Source organism: Pigmentiphaga daeguensis (genome assembly GCF_039523035.1).
GTDB lineage: Bacteria > Pseudomonadota > Gammaproteobacteria > Burkholderiales > Burkholderiaceae_B > Pigmentiphaga > Pigmentiphaga daeguensis.
The window spans coordinates 230197-253240 of record NZ_BAAAEN010000005.1; the positions used below are offsets into that span (position 1 = coordinate 230197).

Annotated in this window: 19 protein-coding genes; 7 read left to right on the top strand and 12 right to left on the bottom strand. The window is 69.0% G+C overall.

The window, feature by feature from the left end; translation table 11 throughout:
* The first annotated feature begins 106 nt into the window (after nt 1-106).
* On the top strand, nt 107-721 hold the full coding sequence (locus tag ABD104_RS09420; RefSeq protein WP_087841572.1) for an LOG family protein: 615 nt from the start codon (nt 107-109) through the stop codon (nt 719-721).
* Nucleotides 722-812: 91 nt separating this feature from the next.
* Complete coding sequence (locus tag ABD104_RS09425) at nt 813-1223, top strand: DUF3830 family protein (protein WP_087841573.1); 411 nt, start codon at nt 813-815, stop codon at nt 1221-1223.
* A gap of 48 nt (nt 1224-1271) precedes the next feature.
* On the opposite strand, the gene ilvA is transcribed toward ABD104_RS09425, so the two are convergent.
* A complete protein-coding gene (gene ilvA, locus ABD104_RS09430; RefSeq protein WP_087841574.1) occupies nt 1272-2783 on the bottom strand; it encodes a threonine ammonia-lyase, biosynthetic in 1512 nt (503 codons plus the stop codon).
* 112 nt (nt 2784-2895) lie between these two features.
* On the opposite strand from ilvA, the gene ABD104_RS09435 reads away from it, so the two are divergent.
* From ABD104_RS09435 to ABD104_RS09455, 5 genes are all read left to right on the top strand, one after another.
* Nucleotides 2896-3456 (top strand): YqaA family protein, encoded by a 561-nt coding sequence (locus tag ABD104_RS09435; protein WP_087841575.1) that lies wholly within the window; start codon nt 2896-2898, stop codon nt 3454-3456.
* 19 nt (nt 3457-3475) lie between these two features.
* The gene (locus ABD104_RS09440; RefSeq protein ID WP_087841576.1) at nt 3476-3838 is read left to right on the top strand and encodes an arsenate reductase; all 363 of its coding nucleotides are present in this window, start codon (nt 3476-3478) and stop codon (nt 3836-3838) included.
* Nucleotides 3839-3991: 153 nt separating this feature from the next.
* Nucleotides 3992-7921, top strand: coding sequence for a DUF3683 domain-containing protein (locus ABD104_RS09445; RefSeq protein ID WP_132979112.1), 3930 nt, complete (start codon nt 3992-3994; stop codon nt 7919-7921).
* 43 nt (nt 7922-7964) lie between these two features.
* Nucleotides 7965-8717 (top strand): flagellar brake protein, encoded by a 753-nt coding sequence (locus ABD104_RS09450; protein ID WP_343927423.1) that lies wholly within the window; start codon nt 7965-7967, stop codon nt 8715-8717.
* A 19-nt stretch (nt 8718-8736) separates the two neighbouring features.
* A complete protein-coding gene (locus tag ABD104_RS09455) occupies nt 8737-9207 on the top strand; it encodes an HIT family protein (RefSeq protein WP_343927424.1) in 471 nt (156 codons plus the stop codon).
* Here the strand turns inward: ABD104_RS09455 and serA are convergent.
* The 11 genes from serA to acnA all read right to left on the bottom strand — a co-directional run bounded on the left by serA (nt 9204) and on the right by acnA (nt 22940).
* On the bottom strand, nt 9204-10403 hold the full coding sequence (gene serA / locus ABD104_RS09460) for a phosphoglycerate dehydrogenase (protein WP_087841580.1): 1200 nt from the start codon (nt 10401-10403) through the stop codon (nt 9204-9206). The two genes, ABD104_RS09455 and serA, sit on opposite strands and share 4 nt — an antisense overlap.
* 80 nt (nt 10404-10483) lie before the next feature.
* Entirely contained in the window at nt 10484-11458 is a 975-nt protein-coding gene (locus tag ABD104_RS09465; RefSeq protein ID WP_343927425.1) for an aldo/keto reductase, read from the bottom strand.
* A 4-nt stretch (nt 11459-11462) separates the two neighbouring features.
* Nucleotides 11463-12443: a Bug family tripartite tricarboxylate transporter substrate binding protein gene (locus ABD104_RS09470; protein WP_165963029.1), complete on the bottom strand. Its 981-nt coding sequence runs from the start codon at nt 12441-12443 to the stop codon at nt 11463-11465.
* Nucleotides 12444-12490: 47 nt separating this feature from the next.
* The gene (locus ABD104_RS09475) at nt 12491-13225 is read right to left on the bottom strand and encodes a maleate cis-trans isomerase family protein (RefSeq protein WP_140416920.1); all 735 of its coding nucleotides are present in this window, start codon (nt 13223-13225) and stop codon (nt 12491-12493) included.
* Nucleotides 13226-13233: 8 nt separating this feature from the next.
* Complete coding sequence (locus ABD104_RS09480; RefSeq protein ID WP_338617414.1) at nt 13234-14430, bottom strand: FAD-dependent oxidoreductase; 1197 nt, start codon at nt 14428-14430, stop codon at nt 13234-13236.
* A gap of 187 nt (nt 14431-14617) precedes the next feature.
* Nucleotides 14618-15433: a GntR family transcriptional regulator gene (locus ABD104_RS09485; protein WP_087841583.1), complete on the bottom strand. Its 816-nt coding sequence runs from the start codon at nt 15431-15433 to the stop codon at nt 14618-14620.
* 97 nt (nt 15434-15530) lie between these two features.
* Nucleotides 15531-17081, bottom strand: coding sequence for an aldehyde dehydrogenase (locus ABD104_RS09490; protein ID WP_132979106.1), 1551 nt, complete (start codon nt 17079-17081; stop codon nt 15531-15533).
* 36 nt (nt 17082-17117) lie between these two features.
* Nucleotides 17118-18125, bottom strand: a complete 1008-nt coding sequence (locus ABD104_RS09495) for a CobW family GTP-binding protein (protein WP_087841585.1) — start codon at nt 18123-18125, stop codon at nt 17118-17120.
* Between the two features lie 11 nt (nt 18126-18136).
* Complete coding sequence (locus ABD104_RS09500) at nt 18137-18868, bottom strand: isochorismatase family protein (protein ID WP_087841586.1); 732 nt, start codon at nt 18866-18868, stop codon at nt 18137-18139.
* 17 nt (nt 18869-18885) lie between these two features.
* Nucleotides 18886-20250 (bottom strand): dihydroorotase, encoded by a 1365-nt coding sequence (locus ABD104_RS09505; RefSeq protein WP_087841587.1) that lies wholly within the window; start codon nt 20248-20250, stop codon nt 18886-18888.
* Nucleotides 20247-22940, bottom strand: a complete 2694-nt coding sequence (gene acnA / locus ABD104_RS09510) for an aconitate hydratase AcnA (RefSeq protein ID WP_087841588.1) — start codon at nt 22938-22940, stop codon at nt 20247-20249. Before acnA ends, ABD104_RS09505 begins: the two co-directional genes overlap by 4 nt.
* Nucleotides 22941-23044: the final 104 nt, after the last annotated feature.

The window sequence follows — 23044 nt, forward strand, 5'->3', positions numbered from 1 at the left end:
GCGTGGAGCGCTGCCATCCTGCGTGCCTCGCGTTACAGGGTGTTGACGCCATCGGGGCGGCCCGGCGCGTTTACACTTTCATGCTTCGGTACCGAGGATTTTTTTCATGGACACCACAGCGCTTGCTCTTGGCCGGGTCGCAGTTTTCTGCGGCTCGAATTTCGGTTTTTCGGACGAGTACGCGCAGGCCGCGCGGCGACTGGGCGCGCAGTTCGCCGCCCGGGGCCTGACGCTGGTCTATGGCGGCACCCACAAGGGCCTGATGGGCATCATGGCCGACACGGTGCTGGAGGCGGGCGGCCAGGCGGTGGGCGTCATCAATCGCCGGCTGCACGACCGCGGCCATCTGCATCCGGGGTTGACCTCGCACGAGATCGTGGCGGACATGCGGGCGCGCAAGGCGCGCATGGCGGACCTGGCGGACGCCTTCATCGCGATGCCCGGCGGGCTGGGGACCTACGAGGAGCTGTTCGAGGCGGCCACGCTGACGCAGCTGGGGGACCACACCAAGGCGTGCGGCGTGCTGAACGTGCGCGGCTTCTACGAGCCCATGCGGGCCATGCTGACGCACGCGGTGCAGGAGGGTTTCATGAAGGCCGAGCACCGCGACATGATCGTGATCGAGGCCGACCCGGGCGCGCTGCTCGATGGGCTGGCGGCCTGGAAGGCGCCGACCGTCACGAAGTGGATCGGCGATCCCGACCCCGCTCCCGCCGCCTGAACCGGACAGCCATTTGATTAAACTGAGGCGCCTGGCCGGTTTTTTTCCTTCATCCGGGGCCCGTCAGGGCCCCAATCCTTCGCAGACCACCATGACAAGAATCCGCATACGCGCCGCCGAATACGAGTTCATCGCCGAGACCAATCCGGATGCTCCCGAGACCGTGGCCGCCTTCCTGAAGTTGCTGCCCTACAAGCAGAAGATCATCCACGTGCGCTGGAGCGGCGAGGGCTGCTGGATTCCGCTGGGCGAGTTCAAGCTGGGCGTGGGGTTCGAGAACCATACCAGCCATCCCTCGGTGGGGGACATCCTGTTCTATCCGGGCGGCTACAGCGAGACCGAAATCATCCTGGCCTATGGCAGCTGCATGTTCGCCAGCAAGATGGGCCAACTGGCCGGCAACCATTTCCTGACGGTGGTCGAGGGCAAGGAAAACCTGCGCGCGCTGGGCGTGAAGACGCTGTGGGAAGGCGCGCAGGATATCGTTTTCGAACTGGCGTAAGGGCGGGCCTCCGGCGGCGGGGACGCCGCGCGGAGGCCGCAGCCGCGGCTATCGCAGGAACAGCTTATAGGCCGGGTTCTCGGACTCGTCCCAGTGCCGGTAGCCCAATTCCGCCAGGAAGGCCGCGAATTCCTTCTTGTCGGACGGCGGCACCTGCAGGCCGACCACGATCTGCCCGTAGTCGCCGCCCTGGTTGCGGTAGTGGAACAGGCTGATGTTCCAGTTGGGCGACATGGAGTTCAGGAAGCGCATCAACGCGCCGGGCCGCTCGGGGAATTCGAAGCGGTACAGCAGTTCGTGATTGGCCTGCGGGCCGCTGCCGCCGATCATGTGGCGCAGGTGGGTCTTGGCCAGCTCGTCGTGAGTGAGGTCGATGGCGGTGAAGCCGTTGCGCCGGAAGTTGGCGGCGATCTTGGTGGATTCGCCGGCCGACTCGGTCTGCAGGCCCACGAAGACGTGGGCTTGTTCGGAATCGGCCATCCGGTAGTTGAACTCGGTCACGTTGCGGTTGCCGACCAGTTCGCAGAAGCGGCGGAAGCTGCCGCGTTCCTCGGGCATGGTGACCGCGAACACGGCTTCGCGGGACTCGCCCACGTCGGCTCGGTCGGCCACGAAGCGCAGCCGGTCGAAGTTCATGTTGGCGCCGCAGGCGATGGCCACCAGGGTCTTGCCCTTCAGGCGGTGCTGGGCGGCGTATTTCTTGAGGCCGGCCAGGGCCAGCGCGCCGGCGGGCTCCAGCACGTTGCGGGTTTCCTCGAACACGTCCTTGATCGCCGCGCAGATGGCGTCGGTGTCGACCACGACGAAGTCGTCCACGTATTTGCGGGTAAGGCGGTAGGTTTCCTCGCCCACGAGCTTGACGGCGGTGCCGTCGGAGAAGAGGCCGACGTCGGGCAGGGTGACGCGGCGGCCTTTCTTCACGCTCTGGACCATGGCGTCGGAGTCTTCGGTCTGCACGCCGATGATGCGGATCTCGGGGCGCAACTGCTTGACGTAGGCGGCCACGCCGGAGATCAGGCCGCCGCCGCCGATGGCGACGAAGATGGCGTCGATGGGGCCGGGGTGCTGGCGCAGGATCTCCATGCCTATGGTGCCCTGGCCGGCGATGACGTCGGGGTCGTCGAAGGGGTGGACGAAGGTGAGTTTTTCCTTCGCCTCCAGTTGCTTGGCGTGGTTGTAGGCGTCGGTGAAGCTTTCGCCGTGCAGGACGACTTCGGCGTTGCGCGCCTTGACCGCGTCGATCTTGAGCTGGGGCGTGGTGACCGGCATGACGATGACGGCCCGGCAGCCCATGCGCTGGGCGGCCAGCGCCACGCCCTGGGCATGGTTGCCCGCGGAGGCGGCGATGACGCCGCGTTCCAGCGCCTTGGGCGGCAGATTGGCCATCTTGTTGTAGGCACCCCGCAGCTTGAAGCTGAAGACGGGCTGGGTGTCTTCCCTCTTGAGCAGCACCGTGTTCGCAATTCGCGCCGAAATCTGGGGAGCCGCGTCGAGGGAGGACTCGATAGCGACGTCATAGACTTTGGCGGTGAGTATGCGCTTGAGATAGTCGGTGGCCATGATGCTGCGTCAGGGGTTGGTGGAAAAAGCGTAATCCTTAAGTTTGACACAGATGGCTCAAGAGGCGCTTCGCCACCTGGAAAGAGCCAGGGGGTGGGCTAAACTCCTCGCCATGCATCAATGGCTGGAATCCTCCGTTCACTGGCTGCTCCACGCTCTGGCTTTGCCCGAGGTGGGGCTGTCGGCCGTTTTCCTGGTCAGCCTGGTGTCGGCCACGCTGCTGCCCATGGGGTCCGAGCCGGCGGTGTTCGGCTATGTGAAGCTGGCGCCGCCGATGTTCTGGGTGGCGGTGCTGGTGGCGACGGCGGGCAATACCGTGGGGGGGATGATCAGCTACTGGATGGGGGTGGGAGCCAAGCGGGCGGTGGAGCGCATCAAGGCGCGGCGCGAGGCCCGGCATCCTCACGAACACGAGGCGGAACCGGACGACGGCGAGGCGCACGCGCCCACGCGGAAGGATCGCTGGCATGCCTATGCCCACGCGTGGATAGAGCGGTTTGGCGCCAAGACGCTGCTGCTGTCGTGGGTGCCCCTGGTGGGGGATCCGCTGTGCGCGGTGGCGGGGTGGCTGCGGCTGGATTTCCGGGCCTGCGTGGTCTACATGGCCATCGGCAAGTTCGGGCGCTACGCCACGATGACCGCCGCGCTGCTGTGGGTGTTCCCCGACAAGTAGCAAGAAAAGGATCTGGAACATGACGACGCGGGTCTACGGACTGAACAATTGCGATACCTGCCGCAAGGCGCGTAAATGGCTGGCCGCCCAGGGGCTGGAGGCCGATTTCGTCGATTACCGGGAGCATCCGGTGGGCGCGGCCACGCTGAAGGACTGGGCGGCCCAGGTAGGGGGCTGGGAGAAGCTGGTGAACCGGTCGTCCACGACCTGGCGCAACCTGCCGGAGGACCGCAAGCAGCCCGCCGGCGAGGCGCAGTGGCTGGCGCTGGTGGCCGAGCATCCGACGCTGGTGAAGCGGCCGGTGCTGGTGACGGCGGACGGCGTGGCCAGCGTGGGGTTCTCGGAGACGGGCTGGGCGCGGCGCCTGGGCGTGGCTTCCTAGGCGCCCTGGCGGGGCGAATGTCCCCGCGTTGGATGCATTTCCCGCCAGATATGACCCTTTTAGCGGGTCGGAAAAGGCGGGCGGCTCCAGCGGGAGGGTGGGGCAATCGGCTAGAATGGTCGGCTACCCTCGGGATGAAGTACAGCCCCCACCATGAACGCCCCTCTGCCCATCGCCCTCGCTCCTGCGCACGCACCGACCCGCCTGCGGGAGATTCCGTACAACTACACGTCGTTTTCCGACCGGGAAATCGTGCAGCGGCTGCTGGGCTCGCAGGCTTGGGACATGCTGTGCGACCTGCGCGGCGAGCGCCGCACCGGCCGGTCGGCGCGCATGCTGTACGAAGTGCTGGGCGACATCTGGGTGGTGCGCCGCAATCCCTATCTGCAGGACGACCTGCTGGACAACCCCAAGCGCCGCGGCCTGCTGGTCGAGGCGCTGAACCACCGGCTGCGCGAGGTCGAGCGCCGGCGCGAGCCCGACGACGCGGAACGCGACGGCAAGGTGGGGCGGCTGCTGGACATGGCGCGCAGCGCCGTGCGGGCCTTCGAGCAGGAGTTCAACGAGACCGCCGAACTGCGCCGCCGCGTGCAGAAGGTGCTGGGCCGCGCGACGGCGCGCGACAACATCAAGTTCGACGGGCTGTCCCGTGTCTCGCATGTCACCGACGCCACCGACTGGCGCGTGGAATTCCCGTTCGTGGTGCTGACGCCGGACAGCGAGGACGAGATCGCCGCGCTGGTGCGCGGCTGTATCGAGCTGGGCCTGACCATCATCCCGCGCGGGGGCGGCACGGGCTATACCGGCGGCGCGGTGCCGCTGACGTGGAAGTCCGCCGTCATCAACACTGAAAAGCTCGAGACCCTGGGCGACGTCACTGTCGGGCCGCTGCCCGGCGTGGACCGCGAAGTCGCGACGGTGTTCACCGGCGCCGGCGTGGTCACCAAGCGGGTGGCCGACGCGGCCGACAAGGCCGGCTACGTGTTCGCGGTGGACCCCACCTCGGCCGAGGCTTCCTGCGTGGGCGGCAACGTCGCCATGAACGCGGGCGGAAAGAAGGCGGTGCTGTGGGGCACGGCGCTGGACAACCTGGCCTGGTGGCGCATGGTCGACCCCGAGGGCAACTGGCTGGAGGTCACGCGTCTCGAGCACAACCTGGGCAAGATCCACGACGTGCCGGTGGCCCGGTTCGAGCTCAAGTGGTTCGACGGGATGGGCAAGCCGGGAGAGCGCCTGCTGCGCGCCGAGACGCTCGAGATCAATGGCCGGGTCTTTCGCAAGGAAGGTCTGGGCAAGGACGTCACCGACAAGTTCCTGGCCGGCCTGCCGGGCGTGCAGAAGGAAGGTACCGACGGCCTGATCACCTCGGCGCGCTGGGTGCTGCACCGCATGCCCAAGCACGTGCGCACGGTCTGCATGGAGTTCTTCGGGCAGGCGCGCGATGCGATTCCGTCCATCGTCGAAGTCAAGGCCTACCTGGATGGCGAGGGGCGCGCGCGCGGAGCGATCCTGGCTGGCCTGGAGCACCTGGACGAGCGCTACCTGCGCGCGGTGGGCTATGCGACCAAGAGCAAGCGCGGCACGCTGCCCAAGATGGTGCTGATCGGCGACATCGTCGGCGACGACGAGGATGCGGTGGCCGTTGCCGCCAGCGAGGTCGTGCGGCTGGCCAACACCCGCCATGGCGAAGGCTTCGTGGCGGTCAGCGCCGAGGCCCGCAAGAAATTCTGGCTCGACCGTTCGCGCACGGCCGCCATCGCGCGCCACACCAACGCCTTCAAGATCAACGAAGACGTGGTGATCCCGCTGCCGCGCATGGGCGAGTACACGGACGAGATCGAGCGCATCAACATCGAGCTGTCGACCCGCAACAAGCTGCGGCTGATCGACCGGCTGGCCGAGTTCTTCGACGGCGAGCTGCCGGTGGGCAAGAGCGAGGACGGCGAGGGCGAGAAGCTGTCGCGCGAGGAGATCCTGGGCGACCGCGCCGTGCAGGCGCTGGAACTGCTGGAGTCGGTGCGCGAGCGCTGGAACTGGATCCTGCGCAGCATGGACCTGCCGCTGGCCGACACGCTGGGCGAGTTCGCCCGCATCGGGCTGGGGCAGCTGCTGCCGGCCTTGCAGGAGCGGCTGCAGGTGCAGCCCACGGCCCGCGTGTTCGACGTGGTGCAGGACCGCACGGTGCGCGTGTCCTGGAAGGCGGAGCTGAAGGCGCCGCTGTCGCGCATCTTCTCCGGCCAGGCCTGCGCGCCCATCCTGGTCCGGGCCCAGGAGATCCACGACAAGGAGCTCAAGGGCCGGGTGTTCGTCGCGCTGCACATGCACGCGGGCGACGGCAACGTGCACACCAACATCCCCGTCAACTCCGACAACTACGAGATGCTGCAGGAGGCCAACGAGGCCGTCGCGCGCATCATGGACGTCGCGCGCAGCCTGGACGGGGTGATCTCGGGCGAGCACGGCATCGGCATCACCAAGTACGAGTTTCTGTCCGAGGCCGAGCTGGCGCCGTTCCAGGACTACAAGCGCCGCATCGACCCGCACAATCGCTTCAACGCCGGCAAGCTGATGCCCGGCGGCGACCTGCGCCATGCCTATACCCCCAGCTTCAACCTGCTGGGCCACGAGTCGCTGATCATGCAGCAGAGCGACATCGGCGCCATTTCGCACGCCATCAAGGACTGCCTGCGCTGCGGCAAGTGCAAGCCCGTGTGCGCCACCCACGTGCCGCGCGCCAACCTGCTCTATTCTCCGCGCAACAAGATCCTGGCGACCTCGCTGCTGGTCGAGGCCTTCCTGTACGAAGAGCAGACGCGCCGCGGCATCAGCATCAAGCACTGGGAAGAGTTCGAGGACGTGGCCGACCACTGCACGGTGTGCCACAAGTGCGAGAAGCCCTGTCCGGTCGACATCGACTTCGGCGACGTGTCCATGAACATGCGCAGCCTGCTGCGCCGCATGGGCCGCAAGTCGTTCAACCCGGGCACGGCCGCGGCGATGTTCTTCCTGAACGCCAAGGATCCGCGCACCATCAATGCCACGCGCAAGGCCATGGTCGACGTCGGCTACAAGGCCCAGCGGCTGGCCCACGACGTGCTGGCCAAGTTCGCGCGCAAGCAGACCGAGCATCCGCCGGCCACGGTGGGCAAGCCGCCCATGCGGGAACAGGTGGTGCACTTCGTCAACAAGAAGATGCCCGGCAACCTGCCCAAGCAGGGCGCGCGCAAGCTGCTGGACATCGAGGACGCCAAGTACATCCCCATCATCCGCAACCCGCGCGCCACCTCGGCCGACACCGAGGCGGTGTTCTATTTCCCGGGCTGCGGTTCCGAGCGGCTGTTCTCGCAGGTGGGCCTGGCGACCCAGGCCATGCTGTGGCATGCCGGCGTGCAGACCGTGCTGCCGCCGGGCTACCTGTGCTGCGGCTACCCGCAGCGCGGCAACGGCATGGACGACAAGGCGCAGAAGATCATCACCGACAACCGGGTGCTGTTCCACCGGATGTCGAACACGCTCAACTACCTCGACATCAAGACCGTGGTGGTCAGCTGCGGGACGTGCTACGACCAGCTGGCCGGCTACGAGTTCGAGAAGATCTTCCCGGGCTGCCGCCTGATCGACATCCACGAATACCTGCTGGAGAAGGGCGTCAAGCTCGAGGGCGTGACCGGCGCGCGGTACATGTACCATGATCCCTGCCACACGCCCATGAAGCTCCAGGATCCGATGAAGACGGTCCGGGCGCTGGTGGGCGAGGGCGTGGACAAGAGCGACCGCTGCTGCGGCGAGTCCGGAACGCTGGCGGTGACGCGTCCCGACATCTCCACGCAGATCCGTTTCCGCAAGGAGGAGGAGCTGCGCAAGGGGGCCGACAAGCTGCGGGCCGACGGCTTCCAGGGCGACGTCAAGGTGCTGACCTCCTGTCCGTCGTGCCTGCAAGGGCTCAGTCGCTACAACGACGACGCGAACCTGGACGCCGACTACATCGTCGTCGAGATCGCCCGTCACGTGCTGGGGCAGCAATGGATGGAGGATTACGTCAGGCGGGCCAACGACGGCGGTATCGAACGGGTCCTGCTGTAGGCGCGGCCTTGGGAACGGGCGCGCACGCACGGGGAGGCAAGCCATGAGGGAGCATCCGCTGCTGCCTCTGACGCCCGAGCCTGCCGGCGACGACGCCTCGCTCGAGGATTTCCGGATCTCGCAGCCGCTGGAAATCCTGACCCTGCTCGGGCGCATGGTCGAGCAGGCCGAGATCGTGGCCCTGGTCGCCGCCGATGGCGTCTCGTGCCTGTCGGCCATCGCCGGTGTGGACCGCGGCCGGCGGCTGCTGTGGCTGTTCGGCACCCCAGGCGACGCGCGCCTGGAGCATCTGCTCGCTTCTCCGTGGATGGTGGCCGTGGGCTACCTGGACCACGTCAAGATCCAGTTCCGCGTCCAGAACCTGCAATGGCTGCCGGGCGACGCGGGCAGCCGGCTGGCGTGCCTGTTGCCGCTGGAGCTGTACCGCTTCCAGCGGCGTTCGTACTTCCGCGTGCGGCCGGTCATGCGCCCCGCTCCGGTGGTGCGGGCGCACGCTCCCGAGGCCGGCGGGCCGGTCGAGCTGGAAGTGATCGACATCAGCATGACCGGGGTCGGGCTGCTGCTGCCGCCCGGCAGTCCGCCCTTCCCCGTGGGCACGCCGCTGCCGCGGGCCACGCTGGCGCTGGGGCCGGCGACCCGGCTGGCGGTGGACTTGAAGGTGATGCACGTCACGCCGCGCCGGGCGCCGGAGCAAGGGCATCACATGGGCTGTACCCTGGACGGCCTGGACGAGGACGGCCTGCAGGTCCTGCAGCACTTCATCAGCCAGGTGCAGTTGCGCCAGGGCGCGTCATAGCCATCGAGGTGCACACGAGATGAGTTCCCCCGCCGATTCCTGCCCGCTGTGCGCCAGCGATGGCTCGCCGGCCTTGTGGCGCGACGACAGGCTGCGCGTGATCGCCGTCGACGATGCCGACTATCCGGGCTACGTGCGCGTGATCTGGCGTACCCACGCGGCGGAGATGACCGACCTGGCCGACGAGGACCGGCTGCACGTGATGCGGGTGGTGCTGGAGGTGGAGGCCGTCATGCGCGACCACATGCGGCCCGACAAGGTCAACCTGGCCGCGCTGGGGAACATGGTGCCCCACCTGCATTGGCACGTCATTCCGCGCTGGCGCGGCGACCGCCACTTTCCCGATGCGATCTGGGCCGCGCCGCGCGTCGCGCCCGGCGCCGAGACCGAGGCGTTCCGCGAATTGACGCGGGCGGCGGCGCAGCGCGTGCCCGAGTTCCACCGCCGCCTGCAAGAGCGCCTGGCGGTGCGCTTCCTGCCTTCGGCCTAGAGCAGGTCGCAGCGCACCGTCATCGGCAGCGCCCGCAGCGCGTCCATCAGCGCCGCGTCGGCCTGGTTGCCGATGTCGGTCAGCACGTAGCCGATCGGACCCTTGGTCTGCAGCTGCTGGCTGCAGATGTTGATCTTGCGTTCGGCGAAGACGGCGTTCAGCAGGGCCAGCGCGCCCGGTTCGTTGCGGTGCACGTGCAGGATGCGCGAGGTGCCCGCCAGGTCCTGGTGGGACAGCTCGGGGAAGTTCACCGCGCCCTTGGTCGTGCCGCCCTGGATGAAGCGCACCAGCTTCTCGGCCACTTCCTTGCCGATGTTTTCCTGCGATTCGACCGTGCTGCCGCCGATGTGCGGCGTCAGGATGACGTTGGGCAGGCCGATGAGCGGGCTCTTGAGCGGTTCGTCCACGCTCTTGGGCTCGACCGGGAAGACGTCCAGCGCCGCGCCGCGCAGCAGGCCGGCATCGAGCGCGGCCCGCAGCGCATCGATGTCGACCACGGTGCCGCGGGAGGCATTGATCAGGATGGCGCCGCGCTTCATTTGCGACAGCGTGGCCTCGTTGATGATGTTTTCCGTGGAGCGGCCGCCGGGCACGTGCAGGGTCACCACGTCGGACTCGGCCAGCAGCGCGGACAGGTCGGGGTAGGCGCGGGCGTTGCCCAGCGGCAGCTTGGCCTCGACGTCGTGGAAGATGACCCGCATGCCGAGGGCCTCGGCCAGGATGCCGACCTGCGAGCCGATGTTGCCGTAGCCGATGATGCCCAGGGTCTTGCCGCGGGTCTCGTAGGCGCCGGTCGCGCTCTTGTCCCAGTGGCCCTGGTGCACGCGCAGGTTCTTCTCGGGGATGCGGCGCAGCAGCAGGATGGCCTCGGCCAGCACCAGTTCGGCCACCGAGCGGGTGTTGGAGAACGGCGCGTTGAAGACGGGCACGCCCCGTTCCATCGCGGTGGCGAGGTCGACCTGGTTGGTGCCTATGCAGAAGCAGCCGATGACGCGCAGGTCGGGCAGGCTGTCGATGATGCTCGCATCCAGGTGGGTGCGCGAGCGGATGCCGACCACGCTGGCGCCCCGCAGGGCATCGCGCAGCGCGTCGGGCGGCAGGGCGCTGGCGTGGGTGGCGATGTCGCTGTAGCCCGCGGCGGCGAAGACTTCGACCGCGCTGGGATGGATGTTCTCGAGCAAGACGATTTGTGCCATGGGAAGCAGCTCCGGCTGAAACGCTGATGTCCCTATGGTAACGCCAGGTCCGCCGGCGGACGGCCTTGAGCCTACGGTCGTCAGGGGTTCAGCCGCACGCGCAGGTAGTCGCGCGGTTCGTAGGCCGCGGCCAGGCGGTCCAGGGCCTGGGCGGGCAGGCGCAGGTCGCGCCCGCGCAGTGCGACGTCCAGGTGCGAGGACTGGGAGGCGCCGACGATGACCGAGCGCACGCCGGGCTGGGCCAGCACCCATGCCAGCGCGACGGCAGCGGGCTCGGCGCCCAGGTCCGCGGCGATGCGCAGCTGCTCGGCGCGGACCCGGGCGCCGCGCGGCCCGCCGTACAGCCGCTGCCCCTTGGCGTCGGAGGCTAGCCGCGCCGCGGCTTCGGCGTCGCCGGCCGCCGGGCCGGCCAGGTAGCCGCGCGCTAGCGGGCTGTAGGCCATGATGTGCAGGCCGTGCCGGGCACAGGCCGGCACGGTGGCGCGCAGTTCTTCCTGATAGAGCAGGTTCAGCTGCAACTGCGCGCTGGCGTAGCCGCGCGCGCCCAGGGCGGCGGCGGCCCGCGCGGCCTGTCCGATCTGGAGATGGTCCAGGTTGGAGCAGCCGTACGCGCGGATCTTGCCCGCGTCGACCAGGGCTTCGAGGGCGCCCAGCGTTTCCTCGACGGGAACTGCGTCGTCCCAGCTGTGGACCTGGTAGAGATCGATGTAGTCCGTCTCCAGGCGCCTGAGCGAGGCCTCGGCCTGCCGGGCGATCTGCGCCGCCGACAGGCCCCGGCCGTCGGCCACCGGCAGTCCGACCTTGGTGGCAAGGGTCAGCTCATGGCGGCCGCCGTGCTCGCGCACCAGCCGGCCCAGGATGCGCTCGCTTTCCCCGTCCGAGTAGTAGTTGGCGGTATCGAAGCATGTGATGCCGTTCTCCAGGCACTGGCGGAACAGGACACGCGCCGCGTCCTGCCCGACGACCCAGGGCGCCCAGGCGGGGGCGCCGTAGGACATCATGCCCAGGCACAGGCGCGACATCCGCGGCAGGGTGGGGCCGGTGCGCGAGGCCATGGCGCTATTCCAGGGTGACGCCGGCCGTCTGCACCATCTTGCGCCAGCGGGCGATCTCGTTGCGGTGAAATTCCTCGAACTGCGCCAGGGGCTTGAACCAGGGTTCGAAACCCGCGCCGGCCAGCTTCTGCTGGATGTCGGGCTGGGCCATGACGCGCGCCAGCTCGTCGCTCCACTTGGTCAGGATCGCGCGCGGGGTGCCGGCGGGCGCATACAGTCCGATCCAGCTGTCGGCCGACAACGTCTCGTAGCCGAGTTCGTGCAGCGTGGGGACGTCGGGCGCCTGCGCCTCGCGGGTGTCGCCCGAGATGGCCAGCGCGCGCAGCTTGCCGGCCTTGATGTAGGCGATGGCGCTGGCATAGCTCGCGGTCATGAAGTCCACGTGCCCGGCGATCAGATCGGTCACCGCCGGCGCGGCGCCCTTGTAGGGAATGTGCGTGCACCGCATCTTCATGCTGGAGCACAGGGTCTCGGACACCAGGTGCGAGGACGAGCCGGGGCTGGAGGAGGCGTAGTTCACCGGCTTGCCGCGGCCGCCCTGGATGAGCTCGGACAGCGTCCTGTACGGCGACGAGGCGGGCACGACGATGGCGTGGCGGGTGCGGGTAAGTAGCGCGATGGGCTGGACGTCCTTGTTCAGGTCGAACTGGATCTTGGGGAACAGCGACGCGTTGGTCGAATGAGTCTGGTTGTTGCCCAGCGTCAGGACGTAGCCGTCGGGCGCGGCGCGCACGCCCGCGGCCGTGCCGATCAGGCCCGAGGCGCCGGCCACGTTGTCGACCACTACGGACTGGCTCCACGCCTCGCCGACCTGCGCGCCGATCAGGCGGGCGACGACGTCGGTGGTGCCGCCTGCCGGAAACGGCACGATGACGCGGATCGGCTTGTTGGGATAGGCACCGCCCTGTGCGAGGGCGGGGGCGGACGGCAGGCTGGCGGCGCCGGCCAGGGCGGCCAGCAGGACGACGAGGCGAACGGAGGTCATGGCGGGTATCCTCGGTGACATGAAGGGGCGAAGACGGGCGGTGCGGATCAGGCCGTGCACAGCCAGGGGAAGGCCCGTGCCATCCACTCCGGATGGGGGATCCCCAGCGTCCGGCTGATGCTCCAGATGCTGCACAGGTTGGAGGACAGGATGGGGACCTGCTTGCCGGTCCCCGCCTGCATGATCGATTCGATGGTCGGCATGCCCGTTCCCGACAGCAGCACGGCGCCGTCGGGATGCGCCTGTACCGAGGCCAGCCGCTGGGCGACCTCGGCCGGCGAGACCTTGTAGGCCACCAGTTCGTCGGCGAAGTGTTCGACGTGGTCTACCTGCACGCCCGCGCCGCGCCAGTAGGCGATGGCCAGTTCGGTCAGCCAGTCGGGGTAGGGCGACACCATGCTGATGCGCGTGATGCCCAGGTGGCGCAGCGCCCGCGCCAGCGCGGAGCTGGCGGTTTCCACCGGCATGCCGAACCGCTCGGACAATTGCTCGCAGCGGCGCAGGTCTTCCTGGTGGCCGATGCGGTATTGCGAGCCGGTCAGGGCGATGACGGCGCCGTCGAGCTTGAGCGAGCCGAAGCCTTGCAGACAGGACACGTAGCTGTCGAGGTAGGCCAGGTTGCGGGTGTCGAGATCGCCGGCCACCACGGGCAGGCGCATCGCGTGCAGCGCGGCGGCGGCCGGCAGCAGTGCCGGATATTCGACTTCGACGGTGGGGTTGGCGGGCGGCACCAGGGCGCCGACGCGCCATTGGGGGCGGCTGACGAGAGGGAGGTCGGTCATGGCGGGTCTCATGCGGCGGCGGAAACGGGGTCGATGCGGCGCGCCAGTTCGGGCGCCATGTCCAGCATGGCGGTCCGGCGCAGGAAGGCGAGACGTTGGGCGGGGTCGCCCAGCAGTCCCTTGACGTTGTCGAGCCAGGTGGCCTGCCCGGTCACCATGGCATCGGTGCGCGGCAGGAGGGAATCGGCGGCGACCCGGTGGCGTCGGTCGGCGGCCGCGTCGACGATGGCCTGGTCACCTTGGCGCAGGCCCTCGACCAGCGCGGTGGCCATGAAGTAGGCGTCGTGCAGCCCGCAGTTCATGTTCATGCCGCCGCGGGTATTGCTGAGGTGGGCGGCGTCGCCGGCCAGGTAGATGCGGCCCGCGCGGTACGTGCCGGCCACGAACTTGCTGGCCGAGTACACGTCCTGGCCGAGGATGTTGGGCAGTTCCGCCAGGCCGGGCACCAGTTGCCGGAGCCGTTCCAGTATCCAGGCGCGCGACTGGGCGTGGGCCTGGTCCACGTCGGGAGGCACGCGCAGGATGATGCGCCAGCAGTCGGGCATGCGCAGGAAGCTGGCCGAGGCGTCGCCGTTCACGAGGTAGCTGATGGGCCGCAGCCCGGGCAGGATGCGCTCCAGGCTTTCGTCGGCCAGCACCCGCAGCACGCAGCCGGGATAGGGGGTCGGATCGAACGGCAGGCCCATGGATTCCCGTACCTGGCTGCGCGCGCCGTCGGTGCCGAGCAGGTAGTCGGCGCGCAGCGTGTGGACGCCCTTGGGGTCCTGCACGCGCACGGTGACGCCGCCGGTATCCGGGGCGGCGTCCAGGAAGGCGGTGCCGAACCGCACGTCGGCATGCGGATGCGCGCGCAGTTGCGCCAGCAGCAGCGGCGTGATGCGCGATTGTTCCAGGTGCAGGCGATACGGGTAGTCGGTGTCGTGCTTCAGTTCGGCCAGGGCGATCTCGCCCAGGATGCCCTGTTCGGTGCTGCGGTACTGGATGTGCGTGACGTCCTGGCCCTGTGCCAGCATGGCGGGCAGGACGCCCAGGTGGTCCAGCACCGCGAGGGTGGGCGCATGGAAGGTCGAGGCCTTCGAGGCTTCGTTGAGCCGATCGCGCTTTTCCAGGAGCGTGACGCGCACGCCGGCACGCGCGATGATCAGCGCGGCGGTCAGGCCCACCGGCCCTGCGCCGGCAACGATGACGTGGTGAGGCTGCTGCATGGGATCCTTCTGTCTCGACGAGGCGGCCGGCGCTGGCATCGGGCCGGTCTAAAAGTATTTTGTATCATACATAATACTTTTATGGTTGGGATGGCGGATACGAATCAGGACGCGACGGCTCAGGCCGGCGACGGGCGTATCGGCGGGATCAAGGGGAGGGGCGGGGCGCGCGGCGGCGCCGCCCGGGTCAGTCCGGGACTTCCGACCAGCGCGGGGCGTCGCCCTGCTCGACGCGCGACAGGTTCACGCGGTATTCGTAGCGATCGGGCCGATAGAGCTCGTGCAGGATCTCGATGGGCCGCCCGGCGGTATCCCGGTAGATCCGCGTCAGGCTGATCAGCGCGCTGCCCATCTCGACCTGCAGGGCCTGGGCCGTGTCCTTGTCGGCCAGCGTGGCGCTGATCCACTGCTCGGCCTGGGTGGCCTTCACGCCCTGGCGCTCGAGCAGGATGGACACCGGCGTGTTGCGCAGTTCGTTGCGCTTGAGCAGGCTGGCCTCGGGTTCCGGCAGGTAGCAGGTGATGTGCGAGAAGGGCGACGTGGCGTCGCTGCGCACGCGCACGATGCGCAGGCCGGGTTCGCCCTGCTGCCTGTCGAGCAGCGGCGCGATGTTGGTCGGCAGCCCGACGCGCTCGAACGCCAGCAGCTTGACCTTGGTCGTTTCCTGGAAGTGGACGATGTTCTCGATCAGGCCGCTGAAGCCGGTCTTGCCGGGCGGGCGGACGGGCTTGCGGGCGAAGGTCCCCCGGCCGCGCTGGCGCGTGATCAGGCCGTCGGCCTCCAGGATGTTCATCGCCTTGCGCAGGGTCACGCGCGAGACCTGGAAGCGTTCGGCGAACTCGGCCTCGGTCGGCAGCGGCGTGTGCTCGTCGTAGCCGTGGTCCCGGATGTGCTGGAGCAGCAGCGTATAGACCCGGTAGTAGAGCGGGACGTAGTCGGCGATGCGATGCGAGGCGGCGGCGTCCTCGCTCTTTCTGGAGCGGGTGGGGTCGGTTCTGGTCACGGTGGGGCGGCACGGCGGCGCGCGCCGTCATGCCGGGTAGGTCGCTGGGGACTCGCGCCATCATAGCCAATTTGCCTTTCCGCCGCCGGGAGCCGGCTCAGCGCCGCACGAAGGGGTTGGGGATGTCGGTTTCCATGGACAGCCAGACGCTCTTGATCTCCATGTACTCGCGCATGCCGGCAATGCCGCATTCGCGTCCGACGCCGCTCATCTTGAAACCGCCGAACGGCGAGGTGACGCTGGTCGAGCGGTAGTTGTTGACCCAGACCGTGCCGGCCCGCACCTTGCCCGCCATGCGCAGCGCGCGCGGCATGGAGGTGGTCCAGACGCCGGCCGCCAGGCCGAAGTCGACGTCGTTGGCGATGGCCACGGCTTCGTCTTCGTCCTGGAAGCGGATGACCGACAGAATGGGGCCGAAGACTTCTTCCTGCGCGATGCGCATGCGGTTGTCCACGTCCGCGAAGATGGTGGGCTGGAAGAACAGCCCGTCCGGGCACTCCGGCACGTGGGCGCGCTTGCCGCCCGCCACCAGCCGCGCGCCATCGGCCAGCGCCACCTGGACGTAGGACTCGATCTTGTCCAGCTGGGGAGCGGTGGAGATGGGCGCCACCTGGGTCTGCGGATCGGCCGGGTGGCCGAAGCGGGCGTTGCCGGCGATCTCGACCAGGCGTTCCAGGAAGCGGTCGTGGATGCCGTCCTGGAGCAGCAGGCGCGAGCCGGCCACGCAGGTCTGGCCCGAGGCGGCGAAGATGCCGGCCACGGCACCCTTCAAGGCCTGTTCGAAGTCGGCATCGTCGAACACGATGTTGGGCGACTTGCCGCCCAGCTCCAGCGTCACGCGCTTCATGCGCGAGGCGGCCTGCTCGTTGATGCGCTGGCCGGCCTCCGGGCCGCCGGTGAAGGCGATGCGCTGGACCAGCGGATGGTCCACCAGCGCGGCCCCGACCTCGGCGCCCAGGCCGGTCACGACGTTGACGACGCCGTCTGGCACGCCGGCGAGCTGGAACAGCTTCATGAGTTCGAGCAGCGAGGCCGACGTGAATTCCGAGGGCTTGAGCACGACCGTATTGCCGGCCGCCAGGGCGGGCGCGATCTTCATGCTGGCCAGCGGCAGCGGCGAGTTCCAGGGCGTGATGCAGGCGACCACGCCCAGTGGCTCGTAGACGGTGTAGTTGAACACGCCCGGCTTGTCGGTCGGGATGACGGTGCCTTCCATCTTGTCGGCCAGGCCGCCGTAGTAATAGTAGTAGTTGGCCATGTAGCGCATCTGCATGGACAGCTCCGCGCTGAGCTTGCCGTTGTCGCGTTGTTCCACGTGCGCCAGCCATTCCGCGTGCTCGGTGACCAGGTCGCCGATGCGGCGCAGCAGCGCGCCGCGCTGGCTGGCGTTCATGGCCGGCCACGCGCCCCGGGTGAAGGCGCGGTGCGCGGCCTGCACGGCCTTGTCCACGTCCTGCGCGGTGCCGCGGGCGATGCTGGCCCACTGGCGTCCGGTGACCGGATCGCTGGTGGCCAAGCGGGCGCCGTCGGCGCCCGTGAAACCGCCGTCGATGAATTGGGTGTAGACCAGGTGGCCCTGCGCGTCGGTGGCGGTGGGCGGGAGCTTGGGGAACTGCTGGGCGTAGGCCTGGGTGTCGGGACGTTGCATGGAAGGAATCGAAGTCGTGGAAAGCGAGGGTTGGGGTCAGGCGCCGCCGTCGAGCACGGCGGCGGCAAGCGCGAGCTCCTCCTCGTCGGCGTCGCGGGTGATGAGCACCAGCACGCCGGACAGGTCGCCGGGTACTTCGCCGTCCAGCGGCCGCGGCGGGCTGAAGACATGGCGCACGCCGTGGATGGCGTAGTGGGCGCCGTCTTCCATGAGCAGGATGCCCTTGACGCGCAGCAGCCGTTCGCCCAGCCGTGATTGCATGTAGTCGACCCAGGCGGCGTAGCGTGCCCAGTCGACCGGGCCATCGGCCCGGATCACGTGAGAGGCGATGCCGTAGCGCAGGACGTGGGCGAGCCGCGTCCAGGCCCGCGGACGTTCCAGCCCGAACTGGCCCGGCGCCACGGTCCGGCGGTCCGCGGCCTGGAAGAGATCGGTCCGCTCTTGCAGGCCGTCGCGATCCGCGCGCAGGACCGGGGCGCCGGGCGCCTGCCGGCGCAGTTGCCCGGCCATGGCCGAGGCGGCCTCGGGCGCGACCTTGTCGGTCTTGGTCAGGACCACGAGGTCGGCCACCGCGAGCTGCGTGGCGGCGGTTTCGTATTCGTCCAGCGTGGCCGCGCCGTGCTCGGCATCGATGGTGGTGATCACGCCGGCCAGCCGCACGTGGCGCGCGATGGAGGCGTCGGAAGCCAGGGCGTTGATGAGCGGGGCCGGTTCGGCCAGCCCCGAGGTCTCGACCACGATGCGCGAGAACGCCGGAATCTCGCCGCGCAGCCGCCGGTAGTACAGCGACTCCAGCGTTTCCTGCAGCGAGTTGTTGCTGGCGCAGCACAGGCATCCCGAGTCCAGCAGCACGATGTCGTCCTCGCTGGACTGGCCGACCAGGACGTGGTCCAGGCCGACCTCGCCGAACTCGTTGATGACCACGGCGGTGTCGGCGAATTCGCGGCTGTGCACCAGCCGGGCGAGCAGGGTGGTCTTGCCGCTGCCCAGGAACCCGGTCAGCAGGTAGACCGGGATGGGGGCGGCGGACGTGGCGGACGGCATGCCTGGTCCGCTCAGCCGGCCGAGCCGCCGCCCTGGCGCACCGGCAGCGTGGCCAGGTAGTCGCGGACCTCGCTCGAGGGAATCACGTCGGCGTACTTGCAGTTCAGGTCGAACAGGTTGATCGCGTGGCTGGCCTGGAAGCGGTCGAACGCCGTTTCTTCGGGAATGATCACCTTGAAGTTGTACGAGTAGGCGTCCACGGCGGTGGCGCGCAGGCAGCCCGACGAGGTGCAGCCGACCAGGATCAGCGTGTCGACGTCCAGGAAGTTCAGGTGGCTCATGAAGGTCGTGCCGAAGAAGCACGACGGCTTGGTCTTGGTGATGCGGATGTCCTGCGGGCGCGGGGCCAGCGCCTCGACGGTCCGGGTGGCGTGGGTATCGGCCAGCACGGTCTTTTCCCCGCCGCGATGGTTCTTGCCGACCTGCACGCCGCTGTCGAGCAGGTCGGGGCGGCGGGCGCTTTCCGTGTAGAACACGGGGATGTTCTTCTCGCGCGCCAGTTCCAGCAGCGGCACCATGTGCGCGACGGCGTCCCAGGCTTCCTTGCCGCAATGGGTGCGGTACTGCTTGAGGCCTTCCAGGATGTCCTGCGGGGTATCGCCGCAGAAGTTGTACTGGACGTCGATGATGAACAGGGCGGGACGCGTGCCGAAGCCGCCGCGCTTGCCGTAGCCGGCCACGGCAAGGACCTGCTGGTCGCGTTCGGTCAGGAAGTCGTCCCAGATGCGTTTGGTTTGGCTCATGTCGTTTCCTTGGGGTATCAAAGGCGCCGCAGGTAGCGGCCGCCGGGCCGGCTGCGCGCTTCATCGGTGATCTTGCCGTCCAGGGCCACGGTGCGGCCCCGCACCAGCGTGCGCACCGGCCAGCCCTTGAGCGTCATGCCCTCGTAGGGCGAATAGTCGGCATAGGATTCGAGCGTGGCCGGGTCCACGGTCTTCTCCAGGTCCAGGTCGACCACCAGCAGGTCGGCATCCTTGCCGACCTCGATGCCGCCCTTGGACGGCATGTTGTAGTGCCGGGCCGAGTTGGCCGAGGCGACTTCCATCAGCCGCTCCAGCGGCACGCCGCGGCGGTGGTAGCCCTCGTGCAGCAGGATGGGCAGGATCATGCCGGTGCCCGGGAAGCCGTTGCTGGCGGCCCAGATATCCTTGTCCTTGGTGCTGCGCTTGCGCGGCACGTGGTCCGAGCCGATGGTGGTGACCGAGCCGTCCAGCACGCCTTCCCACATGGCGTCGACGTCGGCCTGGCCACGCACGGGCGGGTTGACCTTGGCATAGGTGCCGGCGGGACTCTCGTCCGTCAGGAACAGGTAGTGCGGGCAGGTTTCGACGTGGATGGGCGGGGCATTGCGGTTGCGCCGATGGCGCCGGACTTCGTCCAGGGCCTCGCCGCTGCTCAGGTGGACGATGTTGACGGCGGCGCCGGTCTTGGACGCGAAGTAGCACACGCGGTGCACGTTCTCGGCTTCCAGGAAGTCGGGGCTCTGCTCGTTCCACGCCCTCAGGTCGTCGCGCCCGGCGGCGCGCAGCGGATCGCGCAGCAGCGGAATCACTTCCACGTTCTCGCAGTGCACGCCCAGGATCGCGCCCGGGATGCGCGCGGTCTCGCGCAGCGCGGCGAACAACAGGCCGTCGTCGATGTCGGTGAAGCCCTGGGCCAGGCCGGCGGCGCCCTTGTACATCATGTAGAGCTTGTAGGACGAGACGCCGAAGCGCTCGGAGATTTCCTTCAGCGTCTCGACGTGCAGGTGGCTGGTCAGCCCGAAGTGGAAGCCGAAGTCGATGCAGCTTTGCGCCAGTGCCCGGTCGTGGGCCGCCTGGAACGACTCGCGGATGTCGCGAGAGCGATGGAACGACAGGACCGAGGTGGTGCCGCCCAGGGCCGCCGTGCGCGACTCGGTCTCGAAGTCGGTCTCGGGCGAGCCGAAGCCGAAATGCACGTGCGGGTCGATGACGCCCGGCAGCACGCACAGGCCCTGGCAGTCGACGGTCTCGTCCGCCGCCAGCTGCGCGCCGGGTTCGGCGATGACGGCGATGCGCCCTTGGCTGATGCCGATCTGGCCGGGCGTCAGGCCGCGCTGCGGCAGCAGGATCCTGGCGTTGGCCAGGACGAGGTCCAGGTTCATGGTTGCGTTTCCTCGTTGAAGTCCGGGGTGGTGTCCTTGGGGGCCAGGCAGGCGCGGAGGACGCTGGCCGGGATGCCGCCGTCCTGCATCAGCTGGCGTTCGGCCTGGGTCAGGACCTGGGCCTGCGCCTGGAAGCGGATGATGCCGTCGGGGCCGACGGCTTCCACCGTGATCGGGGTGCCGTCCATGACGCCGCGGGCCAGCCCCTGGAAGCTGAAGCTTTCGGCGCCGGTCAGGCCCAGCTGGCGCCATCCCTGTCCGGGCAGGAAGGACAGGGGCAGCACGCCCATGCCCACCAGATTGGCGCGGTGAATGCGTTCGAAGGACTCGGCCAGCACGGCCTTCACGCCCAGCAGCGCGGAGCCCTTGGCGGCCCAGTCGCGGCTGCTGCCGGTGCCGTATTCCTTGCCGGCCAGGATCAGGGTGGCGATGCCGTCCTGGCGGTAGGCGCGGGCCGCGTCGAAGATGGTGCAGGGGGTGTGCCCGGGAAAGTGGATGGTGACGCCGCCTTCGGTGCCGGGCACGAGCAGGTTCTTGATGCGGATGTTGGCGAAGGTGGCGCGAGCCATGATCTCGTGGTTGCCGCGCCGCGCCACGTAGGTGTTGAAGTCGGCCGGCGCCACGCCGGCCTGGGTCAGGTAGCGGCCGGCGGGCGTGTCGGCGGGGATCTCGCCGCCGGGGGAAATGTGGTCGGTGGTGAGCGAATCGCCGAAGGCGGCCAGCACGCGGGCGCCTTGCAGCTCGCGTTCCAACTGGTCCAGGCCTTTCGCGGCGCCGGCCTGGCGGAAGAAAGGAGGTTCGACCAAGTAGTGCGACTGGCGGTCCCAGGGAAAGAGCGGGCCGGTGGGCGCTTCCAGCGTGTCCCACAGCGAGCCGCCGGCGGCGCGGGCCTCGTAGGTGTCGACGAAGATCTCGCGCCGTGTGGCGACCGGCATGGCCTGCGCGATTTCCTCGGGGGTCGGCCACAGGTCGCGCAGGTAGACGGGAACGCCGGCCGGATCGGTGGCGATGGGGTCGCGCGTCAGGTCGACGTCGATGCGGCCGGCCAGCGCGTACAGGACAACCAGCGGCGGCGCGCCGATGTAGTTGGCGCGGATGAGCTTGTGGATGCGGCCTTCGAAGTTGCGATTGCCCGACAGCACCGCCGCCGCGACCAGGCCGCGCTGTTCGATTTCGCGCGCGGCTTCGGGAACGAGCGGGCCGGATTTGCCGCCGCAGGTGGTGCAGCCGTAGCCGATCAGGTGGAAGCCGAGTGCGGCCAGGGGCGCCAGCAGCCCCGCCTCTTCCAGGTAGCGCGTGACGGTGCGCGAACCGGGCGCGAGCGAACGCTTCACCCATGCCGGAGGCTGGAGTCCGCGCGCGACCGCCTTGCGGGCGACGATGCCGGCCGCCAGCATGACGACGGGATTGGAGGTGTTGGTGCACGAAGTGATGGCGGCTAGTGCGAGGCTGCCGTGGTCCATCGTGCCGGCGCCGGAGGCCGGTGCGGCGGCGAAGCCTCCATCGGCCAGCGCGCGCGGCAGGCGGGCCCGGAAGTCTTCCGCGATGCGCGACAGCGGCAGGCGGTCCTGGGGCCGGCGCGGTCCCGCCATGGCGGGCAGCACGGTATCCAGGTCGATCTCGACGACCTGGCTGTAGGCCGGGACGGCGGCATCGGCGTCCCGGAACAGGTGGTTGGCCCGCGCATAGGCCTCGACCAGCGCGACCTGTTCCTCGGGGCGGCCGGTGGCGCGCAGGTAGGACAGGGTCTGGTCGTCGATGGGGAAGTAGCCGCAGGTCGCGCCGTATTCCGGCGCCATGTTGGCGATGGTGGCGCGTTCGGGCACCGTGAGCCCGGCCACCGCGGGGCCGAAGAATTCGACCGCGCAGGCGGTGACGCCGGCGCGACGCAGCGTTTCGGTGATGAGCAGCGCGGCGTCGGTGGTCAGCGCCGGGGGAGGGATGCGGCCGTGCAGGCGCACGCCCACCACGCGGGGCACGGGGAAGGTGTAGGCCTGGCCGAGCAGCGCCGCTTCGGCGTCGATGCCGCCCACGCCCCAGCCCAGCACGCCCAGCGCGTTGACCATGGGTGTGTGGGAGTCGCCGCCGATGACGAAGTCCGGATGCGCCCAGGTGCCGTCGGGACGCTCGGCGCGGCAGACCACCGGGGCGATGTGTTCCAGGTTGACCTGGTGAATGATGCCCGTGCCCGGGGGGAATACGCGCAGGCCGGCATAGGCCTGCTGGGCCCACTTCAGGAAGCGGTAGCGTTCGGCGTTGCGCTGGAACTCGCGGGCGAGGTTGCGTTCGGCCGCGTCGCTGCCGCCCCAGTGGTCGACCTGCAGCGAGTGGTCGACGATCAGGTCCACCGGCACGCGCGCGTCCACGGTGGAAACGTCGCCGCCCCGGGCCGCGACGGCATCGCGCAGGGCCGCCAGGTCCTGCAGCGCCGGCAGGCCGCTGGAGTCGGGCAGGATCACGCGCGCCACGTGCAGCGGCAGGTCGGCGCCGATGTGGTCCTGCCAGTCGAGCAGGGCGCGCAGGTCGCCTTCGGCGACGGGCCGGCCCCATGCGCGGTTGCGCGCGAGATTCTCCAGCAGCACGCGCACGACGTAGGGATAGTCGACCAGCCGCTTGCCCGCCGCCTGCGCCACGGCAGCGAGGTCGGCGATGTGCAGCGTGGCGGATCGGAAGGAAAGCGTACGGATCATGGGCGGGGCGGCGAAAATGCTTGCGGCTTTGCTATGGTATGAATCTTATGAGCACCATTTGTTAAATGTCAACACTTTGGCGCCGATGGGAAGCTGGCGGTGTA

Excerpts from the sequence above, each read along its gene's own strand:
- ABD104_RS09470 (WP_165963029.1), bottom strand. The coding sequence starts at position 12,443 with ATGACCTCCGTTCGCCTCGTCGTCCTGCTGGCCGCCCTGGCCGGCGCC.
- ABD104_RS09480 (WP_338617414.1), bottom strand. The coding sequence starts at position 14,430 with ATGCAGCAGCCTCACCACGTCATCGTTGCCGGCGCAGGGCCGGTGGGC.
- ABD104_RS09435 (WP_087841575.1), top strand. The coding sequence starts at position 2,896 with ATGCATCAATGGCTGGAATCCTCCGTTCACTGGCTGCTCCACGCTCTG.
- ABD104_RS09450 (WP_343927423.1), top strand. The coding sequence starts at position 7,965 with ATGAGGGAGCATCCGCTGCTGCCTCTGACGCCCGAGCCTGCCGGCGAC.
- ABD104_RS09500 (WP_087841586.1), bottom strand. The coding sequence starts at position 18,868 with ATGAGCCAAACCAAACGCATCTGGGACGACTTCCTGACCGAACGCGAC.
- ABD104_RS09445 (WP_132979112.1), top strand. The coding sequence starts at position 3,992 with ATGAACGCCCCTCTGCCCATCGCCCTCGCTCCTGCGCACGCACCGACC.
- ABD104_RS09475 (WP_140416920.1), bottom strand. The coding sequence starts at position 13,225 with ATGACCGACCTCCCTCTCGTCAGCCGCCCCCAATGGCGCGTCGGCGCC.
- ABD104_RS09440 (WP_087841576.1), top strand. The coding sequence starts at position 3,476 with ATGACGACGCGGGTCTACGGACTGAACAATTGCGATACCTGCCGCAAG.
- acnA (WP_087841588.1), bottom strand. The coding sequence starts at position 22,940 with ATGATCCGTACGCTTTCCTTCCGATCCGCCACGCTGCACATCGCCGAC.
- ABD104_RS09420 (WP_087841572.1), top strand. The coding sequence starts at position 107 with ATGGACACCACAGCGCTTGCTCTTGGCCGGGTCGCAGTTTTCTGCGGC.
- ABD104_RS09465 (WP_343927425.1), bottom strand. The coding sequence starts at position 11,458 with ATGGCCTCGCGCACCGGCCCCACCCTGCCGCGGATGTCGCGCCTGTGC.
- ilvA (WP_087841574.1), bottom strand. The coding sequence starts at position 2,783 with ATGGCCACCGACTATCTCAAGCGCATACTCACCGCCAAAGTCTATGAC.
- ABD104_RS09425 (WP_087841573.1), top strand. The coding sequence starts at position 813 with ATGACAAGAATCCGCATACGCGCCGCCGAATACGAGTTCATCGCCGAG.
- ABD104_RS09495 (WP_087841585.1), bottom strand. The coding sequence starts at position 18,125 with ATGCCGTCCGCCACGTCCGCCGCCCCCATCCCGGTCTACCTGCTGACC.
- ABD104_RS09505 (WP_087841587.1), bottom strand. The coding sequence starts at position 20,250 with ATGAACCTGGACCTCGTCCTGGCCAACGCCAGGATCCTGCTGCCGCAG.
- ABD104_RS09490 (WP_132979106.1), bottom strand. The coding sequence starts at position 17,081 with ATGCAACGTCCCGACACCCAGGCCTACGCCCAGCAGTTCCCCAAGCTC.
- ABD104_RS09455 (WP_343927424.1), top strand. The coding sequence starts at position 8,737 with ATGAGTTCCCCCGCCGATTCCTGCCCGCTGTGCGCCAGCGATGGCTCG.
- serA (WP_087841580.1), bottom strand. The coding sequence starts at position 10,403 with ATGGCACAAATCGTCTTGCTCGAGAACATCCATCCCAGCGCGGTCGAA.